The sequence below is a fragment of the Alkalihalobacterium sp. APHAB7 genome, from assembly GCF_048323755.1.
Classification (GTDB): Bacteria; Bacillota; Bacilli; order Bacillales; family Bacillaceae_F; genus Alkalihalobacterium.
Genome location: NZ_JBLWFS010000022.1, coordinates 1 through 20,919, shown reverse-complemented (window position 1 = coordinate 20,919; position 20,919 = coordinate 1). Strand labels below are relative to the sequence as shown.

Annotated in this window: 19 protein-coding genes; 3 read left to right on the top strand and 16 right to left on the bottom strand. The window is 39.7% G+C overall.

The features are described from left to right. Nucleotides 1-40 precede the first annotated feature (40 nt). The 3 genes from ACNSTQ_RS17565 to ACNSTQ_RS17555 all read right to left on the bottom strand — a co-directional run bounded on the left by ACNSTQ_RS17565 (nucleotide 41) and on the right by ACNSTQ_RS17555 (nucleotide 2,323). Complete coding sequence (locus tag ACNSTQ_RS17565; RefSeq protein ID WP_418201112.1) at nucleotides 41-331, bottom strand: type II toxin-antitoxin system RelE/ParE family toxin; 291 nt, start codon at nucleotides 329-331, stop codon at nucleotides 41-43. Then, the gene (locus ACNSTQ_RS17560) at nucleotides 331-597 is read right to left on the bottom strand and encodes a hypothetical protein (RefSeq protein ID WP_418201111.1); all 267 of its coding nucleotides are present in this window, start codon (nucleotides 595-597) and stop codon (nucleotides 331-333) included. The genes ACNSTQ_RS17565 and ACNSTQ_RS17560 overlap by 1 nt, the downstream gene beginning before the upstream one ends. Nucleotides 598-766: 169 nt before the next feature. Continuing rightward, nucleotides 767-2,323 (bottom strand): acyl-CoA carboxylase subunit beta, encoded by a 1,557-nt coding sequence (locus tag ACNSTQ_RS17555; protein WP_418201110.1) that lies wholly within the window; start codon nucleotides 2,321-2,323, stop codon nucleotides 767-769. A gap of 390 nt (nucleotides 2,324-2,713) precedes the next feature. On the opposite strand from ACNSTQ_RS17555, the gene ACNSTQ_RS17550 reads away from it, so the two are divergent. Further along, on the top strand, nucleotides 2,714-2,932 hold the full coding sequence (locus ACNSTQ_RS17550; protein WP_418201109.1) for a hypothetical protein: 219 nt from the start codon (nucleotides 2,714-2,716) through the stop codon (nucleotides 2,930-2,932). Nucleotides 2,933-3,512: 580 nt separating this feature from the next. Here the strand turns inward: ACNSTQ_RS17550 and ACNSTQ_RS17545 are convergent. From ACNSTQ_RS17545 to ACNSTQ_RS17515, 7 genes are all read right to left on the bottom strand, one after another. Continuing rightward, a complete protein-coding gene (locus ACNSTQ_RS17545; protein WP_418201108.1) occupies nucleotides 3,513-4,778 on the bottom strand; it encodes a TRAP transporter large permease in 1,266 nt (421 codons plus the stop codon). 2 nt (nucleotides 4,779-4,780) lie between these two features. After that, nucleotides 4,781-5,251, bottom strand: a complete 471-nt coding sequence (locus ACNSTQ_RS17540; RefSeq protein WP_418201107.1) for a TRAP transporter small permease — start codon at nucleotides 5,249-5,251, stop codon at nucleotides 4,781-4,783. A gap of 150 nt (nucleotides 5,252-5,401) precedes the next feature. After that, the gene (locus ACNSTQ_RS17535; RefSeq protein WP_418201106.1) at nucleotides 5,402-6,436 is read right to left on the bottom strand and encodes a TRAP transporter substrate-binding protein; all 1,035 of its coding nucleotides are present in this window, start codon (nucleotides 6,434-6,436) and stop codon (nucleotides 5,402-5,404) included. A 73-nt stretch (nucleotides 6,437-6,509) separates the two neighbouring features. Continuing rightward, a complete protein-coding gene (locus ACNSTQ_RS17530) occupies nucleotides 6,510-7,973 on the bottom strand; it encodes an aldehyde dehydrogenase family protein (RefSeq protein WP_418201105.1) in 1,464 nt (487 codons plus the stop codon). Nucleotides 7,974-7,975: 2 nt separating this feature from the next. Then, nucleotides 7,976-8,716 carry an SDR family NAD(P)-dependent oxidoreductase gene (locus ACNSTQ_RS17525; protein ID WP_418201104.1) on the bottom strand — a complete coding sequence of 247 codons (741 nt, stop codon included), beginning with the start codon at nucleotides 8,714-8,716 and terminating at the stop codon, nucleotides 7,976-7,978. Beyond that, nucleotides 8,713-9,807 (bottom strand): tartrate dehydrogenase, encoded by a 1,095-nt coding sequence (locus ACNSTQ_RS17520; RefSeq protein ID WP_418201103.1) that lies wholly within the window; start codon nucleotides 9,805-9,807, stop codon nucleotides 8,713-8,715. The genes ACNSTQ_RS17525 and ACNSTQ_RS17520 overlap by 4 nt, the downstream gene beginning before the upstream one ends. Before the next feature lie 144 nt (nucleotides 9,808-9,951). Further along, complete coding sequence (locus ACNSTQ_RS17515) at nucleotides 9,952-10,644, bottom strand: FadR/GntR family transcriptional regulator (protein WP_418201102.1); 693 nt, start codon at nucleotides 10,642-10,644, stop codon at nucleotides 9,952-9,954. A gap of 193 nt (nucleotides 10,645-10,837) precedes the next feature. Here ACNSTQ_RS17515 and ACNSTQ_RS17510 point away from each other — a divergent pair, with 193 nt between their 5' ends. Further along, entirely contained in the window at nucleotides 10,838-12,205 is a 1,368-nt protein-coding gene (locus ACNSTQ_RS17510) for an FAD-binding oxidoreductase (RefSeq protein ID WP_418201101.1), read from the top strand. A gap of 106 nt (nucleotides 12,206-12,311) precedes the next feature. Here ACNSTQ_RS17510 and ACNSTQ_RS17505 read toward each other — a convergent pair whose 3' ends face one another. Together ACNSTQ_RS17505 and ACNSTQ_RS17500 are read right to left on the bottom strand one after the other, a co-directional pair. Then, nucleotides 12,312-13,313 (bottom strand): LLM class flavin-dependent oxidoreductase, encoded by a 1,002-nt coding sequence (locus ACNSTQ_RS17505; RefSeq protein ID WP_418201100.1) that lies wholly within the window; start codon nucleotides 13,311-13,313, stop codon nucleotides 12,312-12,314. Nucleotides 13,314-13,483: 170 nt separating this feature from the next. Then, nucleotides 13,484-15,151 carry a long-chain fatty acid--CoA ligase gene (locus tag ACNSTQ_RS17500; protein ID WP_418201099.1) on the bottom strand — a complete coding sequence of 556 codons (1,668 nt, stop codon included), beginning with the start codon at nucleotides 15,149-15,151 and terminating at the stop codon, nucleotides 13,484-13,486. 309 nt (nucleotides 15,152-15,460) lie between these two features. Here ACNSTQ_RS17500 and ACNSTQ_RS17495 point away from each other — a divergent pair, with 309 nt between their 5' ends. After that, nucleotides 15,461-15,967 carry a GNAT family N-acetyltransferase gene (locus ACNSTQ_RS17495; protein ID WP_418201098.1) on the top strand — a complete coding sequence of 169 codons (507 nt, stop codon included), beginning with the start codon at nucleotides 15,461-15,463 and terminating at the stop codon, nucleotides 15,965-15,967. 150 nt (nucleotides 15,968-16,117) lie between these two features. Here the strand turns inward: ACNSTQ_RS17495 and ACNSTQ_RS17490 are convergent, their stop codons facing one another. The 4 genes from ACNSTQ_RS17490 to ACNSTQ_RS17475 form a co-directional block, all read right to left on the bottom strand. Then, complete coding sequence (locus ACNSTQ_RS17490; RefSeq protein WP_418201097.1) at nucleotides 16,118-18,037, bottom strand: serine hydrolase domain-containing protein; 1,920 nt, start codon at nucleotides 18,035-18,037, stop codon at nucleotides 16,118-16,120. Between the two features lie 189 nt (nucleotides 18,038-18,226). After that, nucleotides 18,227-18,562, bottom strand: coding sequence for a hypothetical protein (locus ACNSTQ_RS17485; protein WP_418201096.1), 336 nt, complete (start codon nucleotides 18,560-18,562; stop codon nucleotides 18,227-18,229). A gap of 451 nt (nucleotides 18,563-19,013) precedes the next feature. Continuing rightward, complete coding sequence (locus ACNSTQ_RS17480; protein ID WP_418201095.1) at nucleotides 19,014-19,538, bottom strand: cell wall hydrolase; 525 nt, start codon at nucleotides 19,536-19,538, stop codon at nucleotides 19,014-19,016. A gap of 311 nt (nucleotides 19,539-19,849) precedes the next feature. Then, complete coding sequence (locus ACNSTQ_RS17475) at nucleotides 19,850-20,413, bottom strand: peptidoglycan-binding domain-containing protein (RefSeq protein ID WP_418201094.1); 564 nt, start codon at nucleotides 20,411-20,413, stop codon at nucleotides 19,850-19,852. Nucleotides 20,414-20,919: the final 506 nt, after the last annotated feature.

Here is a 20,919-nt window from a genome sequence, read left to right as displayed (position 1 = left end):
AATCCTTTTCATGGGTTGGGTTATGTATTCTTCTGCCTATTTAGTTTTCACCTGGGAAAAGGACGGCTAAAATGACAACATCCTTATCAATTAACTTGTAATAAACCCTAAAATTCTTAACCACTACCCTTGAAATCCCTTTATATTTACCAAATTCTTCATTATAAAATTTACCAATAATATCATTCTCTAATAGACCTTCAGTTTCTAAAATAATCTGAGAAATAAAGTCAAATGTTTCTTCAGGCGTATATCTTTCACTTCTAAACAAGGTGAGTTTTTCCATAACAGCAGGAGTCCAGATAACTTTTCGATCATGCCGATCATGCATTACATAAAGTCCTTTTTGGAAAGTGATCTTAATAACTCTGTAGTAGTCATGCCCTGTCCATTTTCGTACTGCTCCATACTTTCCTTTAACATAAGTTTCAGCTCAGGATTTTTTTCAGCTTCAACCTTTATGGATTGTTTATCTTCTTCTTGAAGAACAAGTGTAAATTTCCCTTTTCCAGGAATAGAAAACTGAAATACAGAATTCTCACTATTCATATTAGAGATATACTTCATTAGTTCTTCAGAAGACAGGATTTTCCCCATAGTTATCACCACCATTATGATCCTTTCTTTAATAATACCATAACGTATTCATGTAATGTCTAACCGAAATTCTTATAGTTTCGACAGGCTAGTACAATGAAGATTTCCTTGTTAGGTTAATAATGAAAATCCTTTAATACAACTTGTGGTTTTACGTTAAAACATTAAATCAAGGTCGCATCCCATGTCTAGAAATCCCCAATTGTTGCGGCAGACGTTCATATGCATCTTTCACCCATTCACACAAAAGCGGCCTTGTATCCCTTGGGTCAATAATCTCTTCAACACCAAACGCTTCAGCAGTACGGAATGGAGATCGGATTGACTCCATGCGATCGAGTAAGTCTTTTAATAAAGCATCTGGATCCTCACTTGCTTCGAGCTCTCGACGATACGCAACCTGTACTCCGCCTTCAACCGGAAGTGAGCCCCAATCTCCAGACGGCCATGCATATCGTTGGTTTAATCCATGTCCGTTACTCATCCCTGCTCCACCTACTCCAAACACTCGACGCATAATAATTTCAATCATAGGCACCTTTGCCTGATAAACAGCAGAAACCGCCCGTACACCTTTTCGAATCGTGCCTTTCTTCTCAGATGGAAGACCAATGACCATCCCTGGTTGGTCCACAAGATTAACGATTGGAAGATGGAAGGTCTGACAAAGGTCCACAAAACGCTCTAGTTTTTCAGAACTCTCAGCAGTTAACCCTCCACCATTCACAAACGGATCGGGAGCAAGTACTCCGACCGGATGTCCATCCAAACGAGCAAAGCAAGTAACTGTACCACCACCGTAAAAGCGCCCCATCTCAAAAATGGAGTCCTGATCAAATAGGAGCGGCAAGAGTTCGCGTATTTTGTAGGGGGCTCGACGATTTTTCGGGATGAATGAAATCAACCGTTCTTCGCGTCGTTCAGGTGAATCTTCTGTCTCCTTTACTGGCGGCAGCTTCCATACATTCGAAGGAAGGTACGATAAAAACGTCCGCATTTGCCTGAAAGCATCTTCCTCTGACTTGGCTACATTATCTACAGCGCCACTTGATCGGTGGACTTGAATTCCACCCAATTCTTCCTTCGTTAAATCTTGTCCCATCCCGTATTTAACGACGGGTGGTCCGGCCACAAATAATTGTGAGTTTTCCTCTATCATGACAGAAAAGTGAGAAGCAGCCACTCGTGCTGCGCCTAAACCTGCGACCGACCCCATACAGGCTGCAACAACAGGAACGCGTTCCATATTGGCGACCACGTAATCCCAAGCCGGGTTGACTGGAATGTACGTATGGCCACTCGTATCAAACGTCTTCACACTTCCTCCACCACCAGTTCCATCGACGAGACGAATGATCGGCAATTGTAGGTCATGCGCCATTCTCTCAGCATATACTTGCTTTCCAAAAATCGCCCCATCCGCAGCCCCGCCTCGGACCGTAAAATCATCCCCGCCAACAACCACTTTGCGACCGTCAATTCGACCGGTACCTAAAATAAAATTAGCGGGTGTGAAATCGATTAGATTGCCTTCTTCATCATACTTCGCTTTCCCGGCAATCGCACCGGTTTCGTGAAACGTACTTTCATCTAGCAACTTATCAATTCGCTCCCGTACGGTCAATTTTCCATACGACTTATACTTCTCTACCCGTTCCTTTCCTCCCATTTGACGGGCTAATTCTTCTCTTTGGCGTAGCTCTTTAATTTCTGGTTCCCAACTCACACTTATCTGCCTCCTTTGAAATCATTATTTATTTTTCTAGTAAAAATAAATGCCAAGATATTAGAAGAACCTATGGATTAGATCTTCTCAGACGCTAAACTTAGTTCTGTCTGGCCAGGAAGTTTGAAAGAAAGAAAAAGTGCTGGAATGATTAGATAGAATAGTATATGAATAGATAGGTGGTAATTAGAAGATTGGTTACTATATTGAGGTTATTTGAACTTTTTTGCAGAAACATTTACCTCTCTACTATACATCAGAATATTCTGTATTTAAAGAAAAGTGTATTCCGTTTTATAGTTCTAAATGTGCATAAACCCTAATAGTTTATAAGAAGAAATCGATATAGCACACTGAGCAACACATCCCATATGAAATAGGTGATATCAAATGTATAATGTTTATTTTTACAACAGAAGAGATCTGTTATTATGTCAGCTGCTGCAACAGGTTCCAACTGAAGGGCAAAATTTAACCATTAAAGGCCGTAAAATTAAAGTGTCCACTGTTCAAAACATGGACGAGAAGTATTATGTAGACGTTACATTTGAAGCTGTAAAAAAAGGGAAAGCGAGCGGCGCCGATCCGTCCAAAAAGAAGAAAAAATAAAAATCTAACAATAGCACTTTGCTCCTAGTTAATGTTAATGTAAGAACTTATACTAGGGACCGAGACGATCTATCTGTACACTACTATCACCTTCTCCCAGAAAAGAGAAGGTGATTTTATTATCTAGTTGGGGTCAAACTTGGTGAATAAAGCTTAGCGGACTCAGGGGACCTTATTTGTGTCAAAACCCCTGTTTTCTTCAGTTTAGGGTACTCAGAAGGCCTTATTTCACAAAAAATGCGTCCATGACACTAGATTTATATCAAATAAGGTCCTCTCAGTGCCCTAATAGCTGAAATAGAGTCGATTTTAAGAAAATAAGGGCCTCTCAAGTCCACAATATTGTAAATATAGCTTAGCTCAGGTCAAGGGTCCGTTTTTCATAGAAATAGCGTAACTCTAGACAAGCATCCGAATTTCCTAGAAATAGCGTAACTCTAGTTTGAGCGTCCGAATTTTATACAATCCAAGCCTACAAATTTCTTAGAATAATCGTAGCCTAATTAAATCCGTAACAGAAAAACCAAAAAGCAGAACCCTTCTCCAACGAGTTCTGCTTCTACGCATACAAACAATTCTATTATCTCACTAAGTACAAGCTCAATGCAGGAATGAATGTGATAATAAGCACACACACAATCATAACCAAGATAAAAGGAACTATCGCTTTTATTAGACTTTCAAACTTGGTTCCTGCTATATTCGAAGCGACGAAGAGGTTAATTCCCACCGGTGGCGTAATAAAGCCGATCGCTAAGTTTACAATCATAATAATTCCAAAATGAACCATATCCATCCCTAAAGCTTGAGCGACTGGTGCTAGAATTGGAGTTAGAATGATAATTGCTGCTGCCGTCTCTAGAAAAATTCCAACAAATAATAGCAGTAGATTAATCAGTAGTAACGTCACAATCCAGTTATCCGATATTCCTAGCATAAACTCTGTAATTTGAGCGGGTATCTTTTCACGTGTTAAATACGATCCGAAAACCGAAGCCCCGACAATAATAAACATAATGACTGACGTAATTTGGATCGAAGAAGTAAAAATATGATACAAATCTTTTATCTTAATTTCGCGATAAATAATAAAACCAACAATGAAACCATAAACAACGGCAACGAGAGCTGCTTCAGTTGGTGTAAAAATCCCGCCGTAAATACCGCCTAAAATGATAACAGGCATTAATAAAGCAAGCGAAGCATCTTTTAATGCAAGTAAAAACTCTTTAAAGTTGTATTTTTCTCCCCCGCCATACCCTTTGATAATCGAAATGACATAGACAAGGATCGTCAACGACACGACGATAAATAGTCCAGGAATAATACCCGCAATAAATAAGTCACTAATGGACGCACCTGCTGCTACACCAAATAGGATAATCGGAACACTTGGAGGAATAACGATTCCAATCGTACCCCCTGTTGCTTGAACGGCTGCTGAAAAATTTCGGTCATAGCCTTTTTTCACCATCGCTGGAATTAAGATCGACCCAATCGCAGCTGTCGTCGCTGCCGCTGACCCTGATAGTGCAGCAAAGAAAGCACAAGCAATGATTGATACAACCGCAAGCCCCCCACGCATTCGTCCAAAGATGACGTTGGCAAGGTGGATCAGCCGTTTGGACATTCCACCGCTCTCCATCAGCTTCCCTGCTAGAATAAAGAAAGGTATGGCAAGAAGCGGGAACGAGTCAACAGAACTGAACATTCGTTGCATAATGGAAAGTAAAGGAACGGAATCTTGAATAATAAAAATAAGAGCAGCTGACATCGCTAGCGCAATTGCGATGGGAACATTAATAATAAATAATAGAATTAATAATGCAAAAACTAACATTTCCATACCTATTCCTCTCCTTTCCTTAACTCTTGCCACGTGACATCTAATAGATTAATCGTGAGCAAAATCCCACTAATCGGAATGACCAAGTACACATACCCCATCGGAATTCGTAAAACGGCAGATAATTGAGTCATTGAACGTCCGACTAGATTGAACCCTTGTTGTATCATAATAAAGAAGAACCCTAAACTAACGAGTGCGGCTATAATGATAAAAAAACGGCGTAACAATAGTGGTGATTTGTCGACCAGAGCTGACATTCCAATATGCGATTTGGTAGCCATCGCATGTGCGGCTCCTAAAAACGTAACCCATACCAATGAATAACGAGAAAGCTCTTCTGTCCAAGCCAATGGTTGGTTGATTACAAATCGAAAGAGTACTTGGCAAAATACTGCTACGATTAAAACGATAAATATGGCTATGAGGAGATAATTTACGGTTAGATTGATTGAATTTACTACTTTTCTCATTTGTCTCCCACCTTTAAATAAGCATAAAAGCCTTTTTAATAATGGCCCAGCATAGAAGTAGCTTCATTGGGGCTAAAGTTTAATACGATATTCTATAAAAAAACGGGAAGAAAGAGACTTCCCGTTTTTCCTAATCACTAACTATGAAACTTATTGTGCGTCTAAGATACGTTGAAGCAAGTCTTGGTTAGAGAAGTTTTCATAGACGGATACGATTCCTTCACGGAAAGGATCTACATCTACATCTTCAATAATTTCCATTCCTTGTTCTTTTAAGTTTTGTAAAGATTCTTGTTCCATTTCGATAATTAAATTACGTTGAAACTCACCAGCTTTTTGCCCTTCTTCAACAACAATCGCACGTAAATCTTCAGGAAGTTTATCGTACGTTTCTTGGCTTAATAAAAATAATGCCGCTGAGTAAACATGTCCTGTTAATGTCATGTATTTTTGGTTCGCTTCAAATAAATTGAATTGATCCGCAACGATCGCTGGGTTTTCTTGTGCGTCAACTACTTTTTGTTGTAAAGCAGTTAATGCTTCTGTCCAAGCCATTGGAGACGGTTGTGCCCCTAGAGCTTCAAATGCCGCGCGATGTACAGGGTTTTCTTGTGTACGAATACTTAATCCTTTTAAATCAGCAGGCTCTGTAATTGGTCTTAAGCCATTCGTTACATGTCGGAAACCATTTTCACCCCAAGAAAGCGGGACAATTCCATATTGTTCAAAGCTAGCAAAAATTTCTTGTCCGATCTCACCTTCAAGTACCGCTACAGCAGCATCACGATCGTTGAATAAGAATGGTAAATCTAATACTTCAAGTTCTGGTACAAAGTTAGAGACAGGAGCAGTTGATGTAACAACTAAATCAACCGTTCCAAGCGTAAGAGCTTCTGTTAACTCTCTTTCTGCACCAATTTGGCTGTTCGGGAACGTTTCAATTGTCACTTGACCATTCGTACGTTCTGCAATGTTCTTTGCCATCTCTTGAAGTCCTAACTCATAAGGATGATCCTCTGGTAAAGAATGTCCTGCTTGTAATACAAATGTTTCCCCTGTCGAAGCTGCTGGTTCTTCTGTATCTCCACCAGTTTCACTTTCTGTTGATGTCTGAGAACCTCCACAAGCTCCTAATAACATCGTTGTTGCTAATACAGCAGCTGTTAAAAAAGGCCACCTTTTCATACTAAATTCCCCCTAATGTCTTTGTTTTTATCTATTTTAATTTTGCTGTTATGATAGACAACAAGATTAAAACCTAGAATGAATAACGTAGAGCTACGTTTTTTAATTGGGTATAGTTTTGGATCGCTTCTAAACCTTTCTCTCGTCCAAACCCACTTTTTTTATGCCCACCAAATGGTTGAGCCACTCCACCACCAGCACCGTAGTGGTTTATGAAGACTTGACCACACTCCAATTGGTTCGCAACCCGATGAGCTCTGCCAACATCTTCAGTCCACACCCCTGCAACCAGTCCATATGGAGTCCCGTTCGCGATTTGAACGGCTTCTTCCTCTGTACGAAACGTGCTTACAGTTAATACAGGACCAAAGATTTCTTCTTGGGCAAGCAAATGCTCGGGTGGCACGTCATTTAATATCGTCGGCTGTAAAAAGTAACCTTCTTCGCAGCCATCGACGGTCACCCAGTTTCCTCCAGTCGCGACTGGGATACGATCTTCTTTTGCTAATGTTAAAAATCGTTGAATATGCTCAAATTGTTTTTTCGATAGAACAGGACCAAGGTCAGGATTGTCTATTCCTGCACCGATTGTCAGCTTTTCCATCGCTTCAGCAAGCTGTTTCACAAACGAATCTTTGATGGTCTCCTGTATCACTAGACGAGACCCGGCTGAACACGTTTGCCCTGAATTTTGAACTATGGAACGAAGAACCCAATCGAGCGTATTTTCAACGTTGCAGTCATCAAATACGATATTTGGCGATTTTCCACCAAGTTCAAGTGTTACAGGAACAATATTTTGTGCTGCACTTTCCATGACTCTTTTTCCTGTTTCAACCGAACCTGTAAACGTAATGTGATTAATGTCTGGATGCCCTGACAGTGCAGCACCGGCTTCATGACCGTATCCTGTCACAACATTTATAATTCCTTTAGGAAACCCTAATGGCTCAAGCAGTTCAACCAACTTCAGGATACTTAAAGGAGTGTCCTCGGCAGGCTTTAATACCGCTGCATTACCTGTTGCCAGTGAGACCGCAATGCTTCTTGCACCAATTTGTAATGGGTAGTTCCATGGAATTACATGTCCTACAATGCCAATCGGCTCACGAACGGTATAATTAATGATCCCCTCTTGTACCGGGATCGTTTCTCCCATGATTTTATCAGCAATACCTGCATAAAAATCAAAATAACGAGCGGCCACTTCCACATCGACTTCGGATTGTTTTAACGGTTTACCGACATCCAATGTTTCGATTTTCGCAAGTTCCTCTTTGTTTTCACGGATGATCTCCGCTGCTTTAAAAAGAAGTCTGCCTCTCTGCTGAGGTTCTAACGCTTTCCACTCTTTGGAACGAAAGGCTTCTTTCGCTGCATTTACAGCGAGGTTCACGTCCTCTTGATCTCCTCTTGGAACGACCGCAATCACGTTTCCATTCGCGGGATTTTTCACTTCAATGAGTCTTGATGGATCAGGGACGGTCCATTCGCCGTTGATATAACACCCTTGAACTTTCGTTGTTGAGTTACTCATCATTAAATCCCCCTTCCCCCATCTACATTTAATACAGCGCCGGTCACAATCGCAGATTCCTTTGAACTGAGATAAACCAATGAATTGGCGATATCAATCGGTTGAATTAATTTTCCTAAAGGAACACTCTTTTTAAATATCGTTTCCTTCGTCGTTTCAATATCCATTTCTTTCGATGAGAACTGACCTAACATTTGCGTATCCGCTGGTCCCGGATTAACCACATTGACACGAATGCCATATTCCGCTAATTCAATCGCTAGCGCCTGAGACAATGATACAGTTGCCCCTTTTGAAGCGATGTAAGCATTTAAACCGGGACGCGGTCGAACCATAGAAATCGAAGCGACATTCACAATTACTCCATCACTTTCTTTTTTTAAGTAAGGAGTGACTTCACGGCAAGTTAGAAATACAGCTGTTGTATTCACGTCCATAATCTTTTTCCAGTCATCTAAGCTTACTTCTTCAATTGGCGTAGCGGATTGAGCAACCCCAGCTATATTTAAAAGCCCAGTAATTTTCCCGAACACTTGATAAGTTTCAGAAAAGACTCTCTTCACATCTTCTTCATTTGTCAGATCAGCAGAAATCGGTAGCAGACGATCATTTTTTAAGGAGTGGTCAATATTTAAATCAACAGCAGCGACATAAGCGCCTTCCTCTAAAAATCGTTTGACCGTCTCCTTTCCCATTCCACCTTGTGCACCGGTAATGACAAACACTTCATCTCGTAGTCTCATGAGTGATTAACCTGCCTTTCTTGAATCTGTTTTTTAATCGATTCACAAATTGCAGTCCCCATTTCACTAGTTGTGGAGCTCCCACCGAGGTCTGGAGTACGAACTTGATTGTCTAGTAATACCTGCTCAATGGAATGAACAATCACATCTGCCAGGTCCGCTCTTCCTAAATGTTCAAGCATCAAAGCAGCTGACCAGATTTGCGCGATCGGATTGGCAATTCCTTGACCCGCAATGTCAGGTGCTGAGCCATGCACCGGCTCAAACATGGAAGGAAAGTCTCGTTCAGGATTTAAGTTAGCTGATGGTGAAAGACCGAGTCCCCCTACGACCGCAGATCCTAAATCACTTAAAATATCACCGAATAGATTGGACGCTACGACGACATCGAAATCTTGTGGTCTCGATACAAAATAAGCAACAAGGGCATCAATGAAATAGTGATCCGTATGAATGGAAGGATAGTTCCTACTTACTTCTTTGACGACCTCATCCCAAAGCACCATCGAATGAAGGATTGCATTCGATTTTGTTGCACTTGTCACTGATTGTTTCCCATGCTTTTTCGCATATTCAAACGTAAATTCAGCCACTTTTTTCGTACCAGCCCTCGTAATGATCGTATTTTGAACGGCTATTTCTTGATCTAATCCGGTATACAGTCTTCCGCCACTATTGGAGTATTCACCTTCTGCATTTTCCCGAATGATAACAAAATCAATATCTTTTTCGTTTGCTAACGGCGAAGGAACACCTTTCAATAGTTTTACAGGACGGAAATTGATATATTGTTGCAGTTGTTTGCGAATCGGCATGATCAGTTGCCAAATCGTCACTTCATCTGGAACACGTGCATCCCCAATCGCTCCAAATAAAATTGCGTCATACTGCTTTAATATTTCTAGGCCATCCTCTGGCATAATCCTGCCGTTTTCAAGGTAATAATCACTGTTCCAATCAAAGGTTTCAAAATCGATATGTAATGACGGATCTAATTCTTTCAATAGTTCTAACACCTTCATAGCTTCACGGACAACTTCGGGACCAATTCCATCTCCTGGTAAAACCGCAATCTTATGTAGGGTGGTCATTTTCTATCTACCTCTTCTCTTCGTAATCTATAAAACTACCACATCTCGCTAGGCTATAACTCACAAGATAGCAGGAAAACATGAGATGGCTTGTTATAAAATCTAACAAACAAAGGAGCGCTTTCAATACGGTCTAAGTTCAAATCACTTCTCTTCTAGCATTAAAGAAAATACTCGTTCCGGTAATTCAAAATGTGAATACATGACTCTTGACGCTTCTTTCGCCTTCCCATCTCGAATATGCTCATAAATTAGCTCATGCTCTCTAAAAACTCGTTCGACGACATCTGGAATACTAAAAAATTTATGTACTTGCTTTCGATAGCTTTCAATCATGAGGGTAATCACTCTTTGCATAACTGGATTTTTAGAAGCTTTGGCTACCGCAATATGAAACTCTAAATCCCATTTCGCAAACATTTCCATCTGATCGAAGTTTTCTCTCATGCCATTAATCGCTTTTTCGATCTCCATCAAATCTTCACTCGTTCTTCGTTTGGCTGCTAAATAGCTTGTTTCCTTTTCAATGAGCTGTCGAGCTTCAATGATAGATCTCAAATTTTGAACATCATGGAAAATTAACGATGAAAAGTCAGAAGAAGTGGACGATCTTCCCTCTTTATTTAGATAAGTGCCTTTTCCTTGATGAAAGCTTACCAATCCAATCGCAGATAATTTCGAAAGCGCTTCTCGTAAAACAATTAAACTCACTTGATAATACTCAGCTAAATCTTTTTGTGAAGGTAATTTTTTACTACTTTCATACTTACCTTCTTCAACATCCTGGATAAATGCAGAAACAACATCATCAACTAAAGAAGTACGTTTTACTTTCAAATTTTCACCTTCTCTAAGTCTTCATAAGACCTGTTAACTTAAGAGTATTATATATAGGCAATTCGAAATAGTCAATCAATTATAATTTGTCGAAATTGTGTAAAATGCAGGAATCTTATTTACAAATTTTAATTGTCTTGTGATAACATTTATAGAAAAATAGTTAGTATGCTACTTCAAGGGGGAATTAGATATGGATCACATCACTGCATTAGTCGAACTACTATCTGAAGATCGTGTCTCAACAAATGAAACTACTCTACGAAATCACGGAAAAGACGAATCTCACCATACCGAAGCCTTACCTTATGTCGTCGTCTTCCCTAAAAGTAAAGAAGAAGTAAGTGAAATTAACAAGCTAGCGAGTCAATACGAAGTTCCAGTCATTCCGTTTGGTCTTGGTTCTAGTTTAGAAGCTCATGTTATTCCCTACCAAGGTGGGATTACCGTTGACTTCTCGTTGATGAACCAAATTATTGAAATTCGCGAAAATGACTTTCTTGTAAAAGTGCAACCCGGCATTACCCGCACTCAATTAAATAAGGCCTTAAAGCAATACGGATTATTCTTCCCTGTTGACCCAGGAGCGGATGCGACCATTGGAGGAATGATCGCCACGAATGCAAGTGGGACGACCTCGGTTCGATATGGTGTGATGAGTGATCAAGTTCGAAATCTAGAAGTTGTTCTGGCAGACGGTACCATTATTCAAACAGGTAGTTTAGCTGTGAAATCTAGCTCAGGCTATCATCTGAATTCTTTATTCGTAGGCTCCGAGGGAACGCTCGGTCTGTTTACGGAAATTACCTTGCAAGTTTATGGAATCCCAGAATTCACCACTGCTGCAAGAGCTGTGTTTCCAACCGTATCTCAAGCGGTAGATGCTGTCGTAAAAATCCTGCAAGCTGGTATTCCAATCGCACGTTGCGAACTGGTGGACAGTTACTCGATGAAACAAGTAAACCAGCATAGTAAAACGAACTATCTTGAGGCCCCCACCCTCTTCATAGAATTTCACGGGAACGAAGCGGGACTTGCGCAAGATGTAGAGTTTACACAGGAAATTGTCTATGATATAGGCTGCCAAGAAGTCATTTTCGAAAACGACTCAAAAGCCGCGTATCAATTATGGGAAGCGCGACATCATCTAGCGTATGCATTTATTCACGGCGCTTCAGGCAAGAAATTGTTAGTAACCGATGTTTGCCTTCCGATATCCGAGCTAGCTGGAGCAATAAATAATGCTAGAAAAACATTAGACGAGTTCGGCCTTGTAGGTGGGATCGTCGGTCACGTCGGCGACGGTAACTTCCATGTCCTCTTAATGGTCGATAAAAACGACCCAAAAGAAATGGAACTTACAGAAACATTTACTGAACATCTCGTAAACTATGCGATATCTCGCGGAGGTACATGTACAGGTGAACACGGCGTGGGAATGGGCAAAAAGAAATACCAACGACTTGAGCACGGTGCTGCTTACGACGTCATGATTACGATTAAAAAGGCATTAGATCCAAAATGCATTTTAAACCCAGACAAGATCATTGATAAATACTAAAAAATATTTTACTAACATAACTTTTTGGTAAGGATTTTTGTTTACTTCAACTAAAAATTAGAAACGAAAAGAAACTCTGCCACACCTGACAGAGTTTCTTTTTTTGTTATCTTCCATCCACAACTTCTTTTAGTATATCATAGGATCGCTTTTGTTTATCAGGGTCAAAGATATAGGACACAGCCATGATCTCATCCACGTTATATTTGTTTTGGAAGTTCGTTAATTGGTCTTTAATTGATGCTTTACTACCTATCAAAGTCACCCTCGACATGGCATTAGCCATATCTTTTTCAGGCTGGCTCCAAATGGAATCCATGCTATCAACAGGAGGACGCAATGGCTGCCTTGTACCACGTACAACATTTAAGAAAAATTGTTGCATCGTTGTTAGCTCCTTTTTCGCCTCTTCATCACTTTCATCCGCAATGACATTTAAGCAAAAGATCATATACGGGGAACTTAAGTATTCTGATGGCTGGAATCGTTGACGATAAATGGCGATGGCTTCGTCCATATATTGAGGTGCAAAATGAGCAGCAAAAACGTACGGCAAACCTAATTTAGCTGCTAAATAAGCTGAATCTGTGGAAGAGCCTAGAATATAAACCGGTATATTCGTATCAACACCAGGATATGCTCTGACATAACCTTGATCCACTTCTGGCCCGAAATACGTCAACAGAGCATTCACATCGTCAGGAAATGAATGAACCGAATCATGATTGGACCGTCTGAGTGCACTAGCCGTATGCATATCAGTACCAGGCGCCCTTCCCAAACCTAAATCTAACCTGTCCGGGTAAATCGTCGCCATTGTCCCAAATTGTTCGGCTACGACTAGCGGAGAATGATTCGGCAGCATGATGCCACCAGAACCTACACGAATTTGTTCTGTATTCTCTAATGTATGTTTTATTAAAATCGAAGTGGCAGAACTGACTAAAGTAGACGTATTATGATGTTCCGCAATCCAATATCGTGTATATCCCATTTTCTCTGTTGCTTGTGCCAAGTCAACCATAGCATCAATGGCTTCCTTAGATCCTTGTCCTAAGCGAATCGGTGCTAGATTTAAAACAGACACAGGAATTTGTATATTTGACATTTACTTTTGTCCCCTCTTGAGTAATTTCATACCTTATTATACTAACAAGGAGAGTACTCAATACAAAGCAATATGCCCTGAAAACAATTATAATAGGTAGCCCTAATAAGAAATCACCCTCTCTATTAACTAGGAGAAGGTGATTTCTTATTAAATATATAAGCTATAAACTAGCCTTCTACTTTCTGCTGCTCTTGTTCTTGTAGTTTTCGCCACAGGATCTTGCCGCTTCCTGAAACAGGAAGTGCACCAAGGAATTGAATGATTTTTGGCACCTTATAAGCCGCCATATGCTCCTTAGCCCATGCAATTATCTCTTCAGCAGTTGTGTCTTTTCCACCATCATTCAGGACAATGAACGCTTTGACCGTCTCTCCTCGTCTAGCATCTGGCACCCCTATGACACAAGCATTTTGAACCGAAGGGTGTTTATACAAAGACATTTCAACTTCCGCAGGCCATACTTTAAAACCAGACGCATTGATCATACGTTTTACCCGGTCGACTAAGAAGAAATATCCTTCCTCATCATAGCGAGCGATATCGCCTGTTCTAAAGAATTCCTTACCTTCCAACGTAACAAAAGCACCTTTCGTCTCCTCCGGTCGGTTCCAGTATCCTTTAAACACCTGTTCTCCCGTTACGATGATTTCTCCTTCTTCATGTGGACCTAGTTCTTTTAACGTTACCGGATCTACGACTCTAGCATCAACATCAAACTGCGGCACCCCTAAACACTGTAACTTCGCTCGATCGAGTGGGTTCTGGTGAATTTGCGACATCGTTTCTGTGAGTCCATATCCCTCGACATACCGAAGCCCCGTCAATTCAAACAACTTCTGTCCAACCGCCTCAGGTAATGGTGCTCCACCGCCGCCAATCATCCGAAGGGACTCGATCGCTTCTTTTTTCAAATTAGGATTGCCTAAGAAATCCACAACCATCGTCGAAATGTTCGTCCACCTCGTAATTCGATACCTTTCCATTAACGTTAACGCGACATCCCGATCCCAGCGTGTCATCAAAACCATCGTTCCTCCCAAGTAAATCGGGCCATTCATGTTATGCTGCATACCGGTCACATGGTAAAGCGGCAACGTTGACAAACTCGTATCCGCTGGTGTTGCTCCGCTCCAAACCGCCCCGCCAACAAGCGTAGCTTGCAAAGTCTTATGGGTATGCATGCAGCCTTTTGGTTTCCCTGTCGTCCCGGATGTATAAGGCAAGCAACATAAATCATCACTTTTCCCCTCGCTTGGACCCGGCTTGTGACCCGCTAATAAAGCTTCTTTCCAGGCAGTAATCGCTGACGAAATAAAAAGCTCTTTCGGCGCCGCAACGACAGGAGGCACCACATAATCCAACTCTTGCTGAGCATATTCTGAATAAGCAGCGACCACAATATGTTGAAGTGGAGTGACACCAAGACACGGCTCAATTTCCGGCATTAACTCTTGGCCAGCAATCGCCACTTTTGCGTCACAATCGGATAAATAAAAGGCAACTTCATCTTTCACATTCATTGGATTAATCGGAACAACGACAGCATCAACACGTAAAATCGCGTAAAAGGTAATGATATACTGTGGTGAATTTTGCATGTACAACAAGACTCGGTCACCTTTTGAAACACCCAATTCCTGCTGTAAGTAACCTGCCATTTGTTCGACTTCTCTGTGAAGTTGATGATATGTGATTTCTGTTCCGTAAAAAACAATCGCTGTCTTATCGGGGTAACGTTTTGTGGTCGTTTCTAAGTTGTCATAAATCGTGGACTCAGGGATCGGTAAAGATTTCGGTAAATGTGTTGGCCAAAATTCAAAATGCCGTGTAAACATTAAAAAGTCACCACCCAAATAAAAAATAATCACTCGCTGAAAGAACAAGTGTAACCGCTTACAAGATACATAGTCTAATAATAACAGAATATTCATATAAATGTAAACTTATTATCAGGAAAGGAACTCTCCCTCACTTCAATCTTTTACTAGAATATTTTTTTAATATAATCTGAATGTTAACTGTGCAAAAGACGCACAGACATCAAAAGTTTTTCTCACCATTTTATATCTTATAAAAGGATTAATCGTTTGCCATGTAAAATTAAGAAATAAGAGGTTTTGCATAACCAAGAAAGGAAGAATCTAATGATTGATCTAGTATCTATAAAAGTTGTCCAATCAAAAGAGGATATCACCATCCAAAAAACAATTTTGAATTCACACCCTGCCTACAATCAGGTTGTTATGGCGAAGGAATTTTTAACGGAAGAAGATATCATCAAAGACAACGAGGAAAATTTAAAGTTAGGTGCAGAATACTACTACATAACGAAAGACAATGAACCTGTTGGACTCATTCATTATCTCTTAAATCATAAGTCCGACCATCTACCGTGGATAGGTTTGTTAATTGTCCATAAACAACATGGCAGAGGCGGGGTCGCTTCAAAGGCCCTTCACCTGCTCGAGAAAAAACTGATTGATCAAAATAAACAGAAAGTGAGATTGTGTGTTCAAGATGGTAATGAGATTGGGGCAGTCTTTTGGAGACAAGAAGGCTTTGTGATCATCAACTCAGCAACAGACGGACATAATAACCGAGTTGATATTTATGAAAAGAAACTATATCCGGATCGTTATCAGTGTTCATAAGCATTTCATTCAAAGTTGACAAAAGAATAAAATAAGATCACTTCTAGAACCCTTCTCCATGCTAAAAAAACCTTCTTCCACAATGATCATAGAAGAAGGTTTTTTGTACGTTTGAAATGTTCTACCACTAGATCAACTTACCGCTTAAATCTAAATCCCAATCATATTGTAATAATTCAATACGAGCAGTACGCTCATGGCCAAAAATAAAACCGTCGTATAATATAGCCTTTTAAACACCGTACCTGATCTAGACAACCAAGCGAAAATAAGGGCAAAGCCTTGTATGAGGACTAATATCAGAGTAATTAATGGAATATAGAGTGCCAATTGAACCGCGAGAGGCAGTTCAATAAACACAGCGGCAATCCCATCCATCTGAAGGAGCCCCGTTACAAGTACGACTAAAAAGAGTAAAAAACTCAAACAAATCAGCATGTTTAGCTTTCCTGCATCCTTATACCAGCTCTGTCTCGTTTCTGTCGAATTTCTTTGTTTATTTCTTGTCACTAATTTTTTAATTAGTCTTATAATCAAGAAAAGACCAGTAGCTACAGAAAACAAAACAAAAACACCGAATAGGATGCCGTGTAACATTGCATTTTGGTACCAGGTACCTTTTTCATACACGAAGCTGTCTGGATAAAACAAGTGAGTGATCTGCCCTTTTCCATCTTCTTCGAAAGCGAGATACTGTTCGGTTTCAGGGTTCATAAATACAAGCGGTTCTACTTGGATAAATGTACTTTCCTGTCCTAAATTCTGAACAATCAATGAATGATCAGTGTCCTGACTTACTTTGATTGGAGGTGCCATCGCTAGTGTAATTTTTGACGCATCTTCATGACTGTAGCGGTTTGTATAATAGCTGCCCTCGTATCGTTTGAGACCTTCCTCAACAGGTTGTGCGGCTGTTTCCATTGCTGCAACGGATTGACTCATCGGATAAAAGTGGTTGATAAAGGCAGACGGAAAATAATAACTAAGTAGTCCTCCTGCAAACCCGTTATTAGACGTAAATATCCCAATATTTCGCTCCTTATCAATCATCAACATACTATTTGTTCCACCTGTGTTACCCCCATGTTCCAAAAAGCGATGGGAGTTCTGCAGTCGTTCAAAAAATCCATACCCAAAACCTTGTACATTCGGATGCTGAGAAAATTGCCGTTCATGCATTAGCTTTGCTGTACTTTCGTTTATGACCGTCGTTCCATTCCAAGTACCTTCATTTAAATGAAGGAGCATAAATTTGGCCATATCTTCAGCTGTAGCTACGAACGATCCGGCAGGAGGATAGTGGTAATCATATAATGGTTCTTCTTGAAAATGTTCTCCTCTTGGGAAGTATTCACGGGCTAGCTGATCCTCAACAGCTGCGTTCATCGCGACATAAGTTTCGTTCATATTGAGCGGTTTTAAAATATGTTGTTCAATGTATTCCTCATAAGATAATCCTGTAACTTCTTCAATAACTAACCCTAATATTCCCATTCCATAATTACTGTATTGGATATACTGACCGGGTTCGCGTATCAACTGTGGTTGGTTTTCTTTTAAGTATTCTCGTAACGGTAGTCGTTTACTATAATGCTCAGCTGCCATTCCGAAAAACCTCTCATCAAAACCCGGTGTATGTGTTAAAAGGTGCTTTACTCGGATTGGTTGAAACTGCTGGGTATCAATTTGGAAATAAGTCAAATACTCATTAACATCCGCTTCTAGATCGACCAATCCCTGTTCAACTAACTGCATAATCGCCGTTGCTGTAAACAACTTTGATACCGATCCAATTCGAAAGAACGATTGACTCGGATCGACTTTAAGCTCCTGTTCCAGATTCGCATACCCGAAACCTTGTTCGTAAAGAATCTCGTTATCTTTTACAACTAAGATAACCGCTCCCGGGATCTGGTACTCTTTCATATTTTCTTCAAACATTTGTTCAACAAACGCCTGCACATTTTCTTTCGTGATTTCGACGCTTTTCTCTGGCGTCGCTGTTGCATGAATTTGAAGTGGCAGGACGAGCAGCAAAATGCATAACATGAATACAATTTGTTTCTTCAATTTAATCCCTCCCTTGTTATGATCATTCTAACTTCCTCATTCTAAATACTATTGAACTGTTACTTTTATCATATATTTTTTTGGAATATTTAGTTTGTCAATTTACGTACAATCGTTTAATAACAATACCCTAATTAAGCTATTTAATCGGCCTCTATTCTATTACGTTCAATCCATAACTTAAATAATTTACTTCTTTTGCGCTTTAACGAAGGCCCAAGATAATATCCAGGTAATAATAATAAAAAATGTTTCTATTATGTACGATTCAAAGTCATTCATATGGATAGCGGAAAATTGTGATGAATCAAACGAATAAAAATATACATAAATCCACATGTAAAAAAGAATGGTTACACTAACATAGACTAAAGGTCCTAATATTACTCTTTTGGTAATCCAAGCTGCTAGCATTCCAAGAATAACAGCAAGTGGAATGACAAGCACTTCCAAATTATATGGGTCAAACCAAGCTGCCCATAAGTAGATAACTTCTGTGACATCTTCCCCACCTACTCGTTCCACTCCTTGAAGTTGGGGGTACTGCTGAAAATAAAACAGCGACTATATAAACAAATGCAGTTCCTTTATAGTCAAAAGAGAATATAACAATTTGGGCGGTGTGTATATAAAACCATAGAATACCGTTCCTTACACTTATTTCCTATGATTTATTTTAACATTAAATTCCAGAATTACTAGAATATTTATCTACTCTTAACATATTAAAATGACAGTTCTTCTAGGTATAGAGTCATAAAGGAAACCAGGTTATGTTCTATAATCAAAGGGTGTATTAATATACTTCTTAAATTAAGTTGCACAACATGATTAACAACAAAAAAAGCGTACTAAACCATATGATTTAGTACGCAACTCCTATTATCATTTACAATTACGCTCTCTCTAATTTGAACCCGTTATCATGATAAATATTTTTCTCTTAGTTAATGTTTTATATTGATCTGCATATCTATTACTTTTTAAACACATGTTGTCCGATTCGAGTTGTCGTTTGTTTGCTTTCGAGCCAGCTCGTCTTAACAATGTTGTCATTATAGAAAAACAAGGCGTCGTTCGTTTCGTTGGTTCCTCTTAAAGCTACCTGAACTGCTTGTTCGGCCTTTTCTGTCGCTTCATTATGAATGGAACCATTTGTTACTGGACAGAACTGATTCTCTTGGTACACGACCTCTTCTAATTCGTCTGGGAACTGCTCGCTTTCCATTCGATTTAAAACGACTTCAGCGACTGCAACCTTTCCTTCGAACGGTTCACTTTTAGCTTCTGCAGTGACAAGTCGTTCTAAAAGGTCTTGCTCTTCTTCAGTGAGGGAAATTCGTACAGCTAGTCCATTCAATTCTTCTTTATCTTTTTCAGTCTTATACACAAGACGTTCCTCGTGTAACTGCGGTAATTGTTCTTCGTATAACTTCGGCAAATGTTCTTCCGGTACTTCTGCTCCCGTTAATAATAACAATGTAGTAATAACATTAACCATTCGTAAAACCTCCTTATGGTCAAATGATCAGATCTATATAAAAAAAGAAAAGCAAATCAAGCTTCTCTAAACGTCAAAATAAATACATATACCACCATAACAAATATGGAATAGACTTTAAACCTGTAATGTCTTCCATGGTTTTGGAGGAAAGAGTTGCCATGGAATGTCTTGGGTATATAGGAGAGACCATTAAACAAACGAGAATGTAGTAATTAGACCACATCAAAAAAACATTCCGTTAAGGAATGCTTTTCATATGATTATCTTCATAATCTCTATCCTGATGTCCCCATGATTAATTCAAGATACTAATCATTCAACACTTTATCCATTACGTTTTTCGTTTTGGGGCCAAAGATCCCATCGTTGGATAACTCCGGAAAACGCTCTTGGAATTTGATAACAGCTGCTTTTGTGTTAGGACCGTAAACACCGTCAACGGTTACGTTATAACTCATATCCTTTAGCCCTTTTTGTAGAGTTTTTACTGCTCCTCCTCGACTGCCAAGCTTTAATGTGCTGTCTGCAAATCCAAATGAATTAACTTGTTTAGAAAGTGCTGCATGTGTCTGAGCACCATACAATCCATCATTCGCTAAATGCTTATGTGACTTTTGGAACGCTAGCACGGCTGTTGTTGTATTCGGTCCAAAGATCCCGTCTTCTGTTAGCTCAGCACCCATCGCCTTATTCAATGCGCGCTGCATAATCTTTACGTTTTCCCCTCGTGAACCTTCTTTCAAAACACCCGTTGAAGCGTAATCAAATATAGAATAATTTGCACTTTGTTGTGCCCCAATCCCTGCAGGAATTCCTAATAATAACACTGAAGCTACTGCGGCTGTTGCTGATACCTTTTTCCATTTATTCAAAGAAATCATCTCCTAATTATTAATTTCAATTATGAGACGCCACATGCGATCATAAGGTTTCATAAATTTGGAGATATATTCTTTGATTTATAAAATTATGGTGGAATTTTATAAGTAAGGTGCAAACGACCTTAAAGCGAAATAAGTACTGGAGCGCACCGTAAGATCTCTTTTGTCACAAACCGTAATTTCAACGGATGTAAATACACTATCACATCGACTGTATCTATATAGTTATACAAAGTGGACTTGAGAGGACCTTATTTATAGAAAAACCGACTGGTTGTGAAGTTATGGGCACTGAGAGGCCTCTATTTGATGAAAAACGTGTGATTTTATTTGAAAAATCATGAAATAAGGACCCTGGAGTTCCCTAAAGAGTCAAGTCCACAATCCTGTGTAAATTTGAGAATCAATGTTTTCACCTAACTAGTTTTTTGGTAGGGTTTATTATTTTTTGGAGAAAGAGGGGGTACCCCCTCTTTCTCCAAAAATTTTCGCTTCGC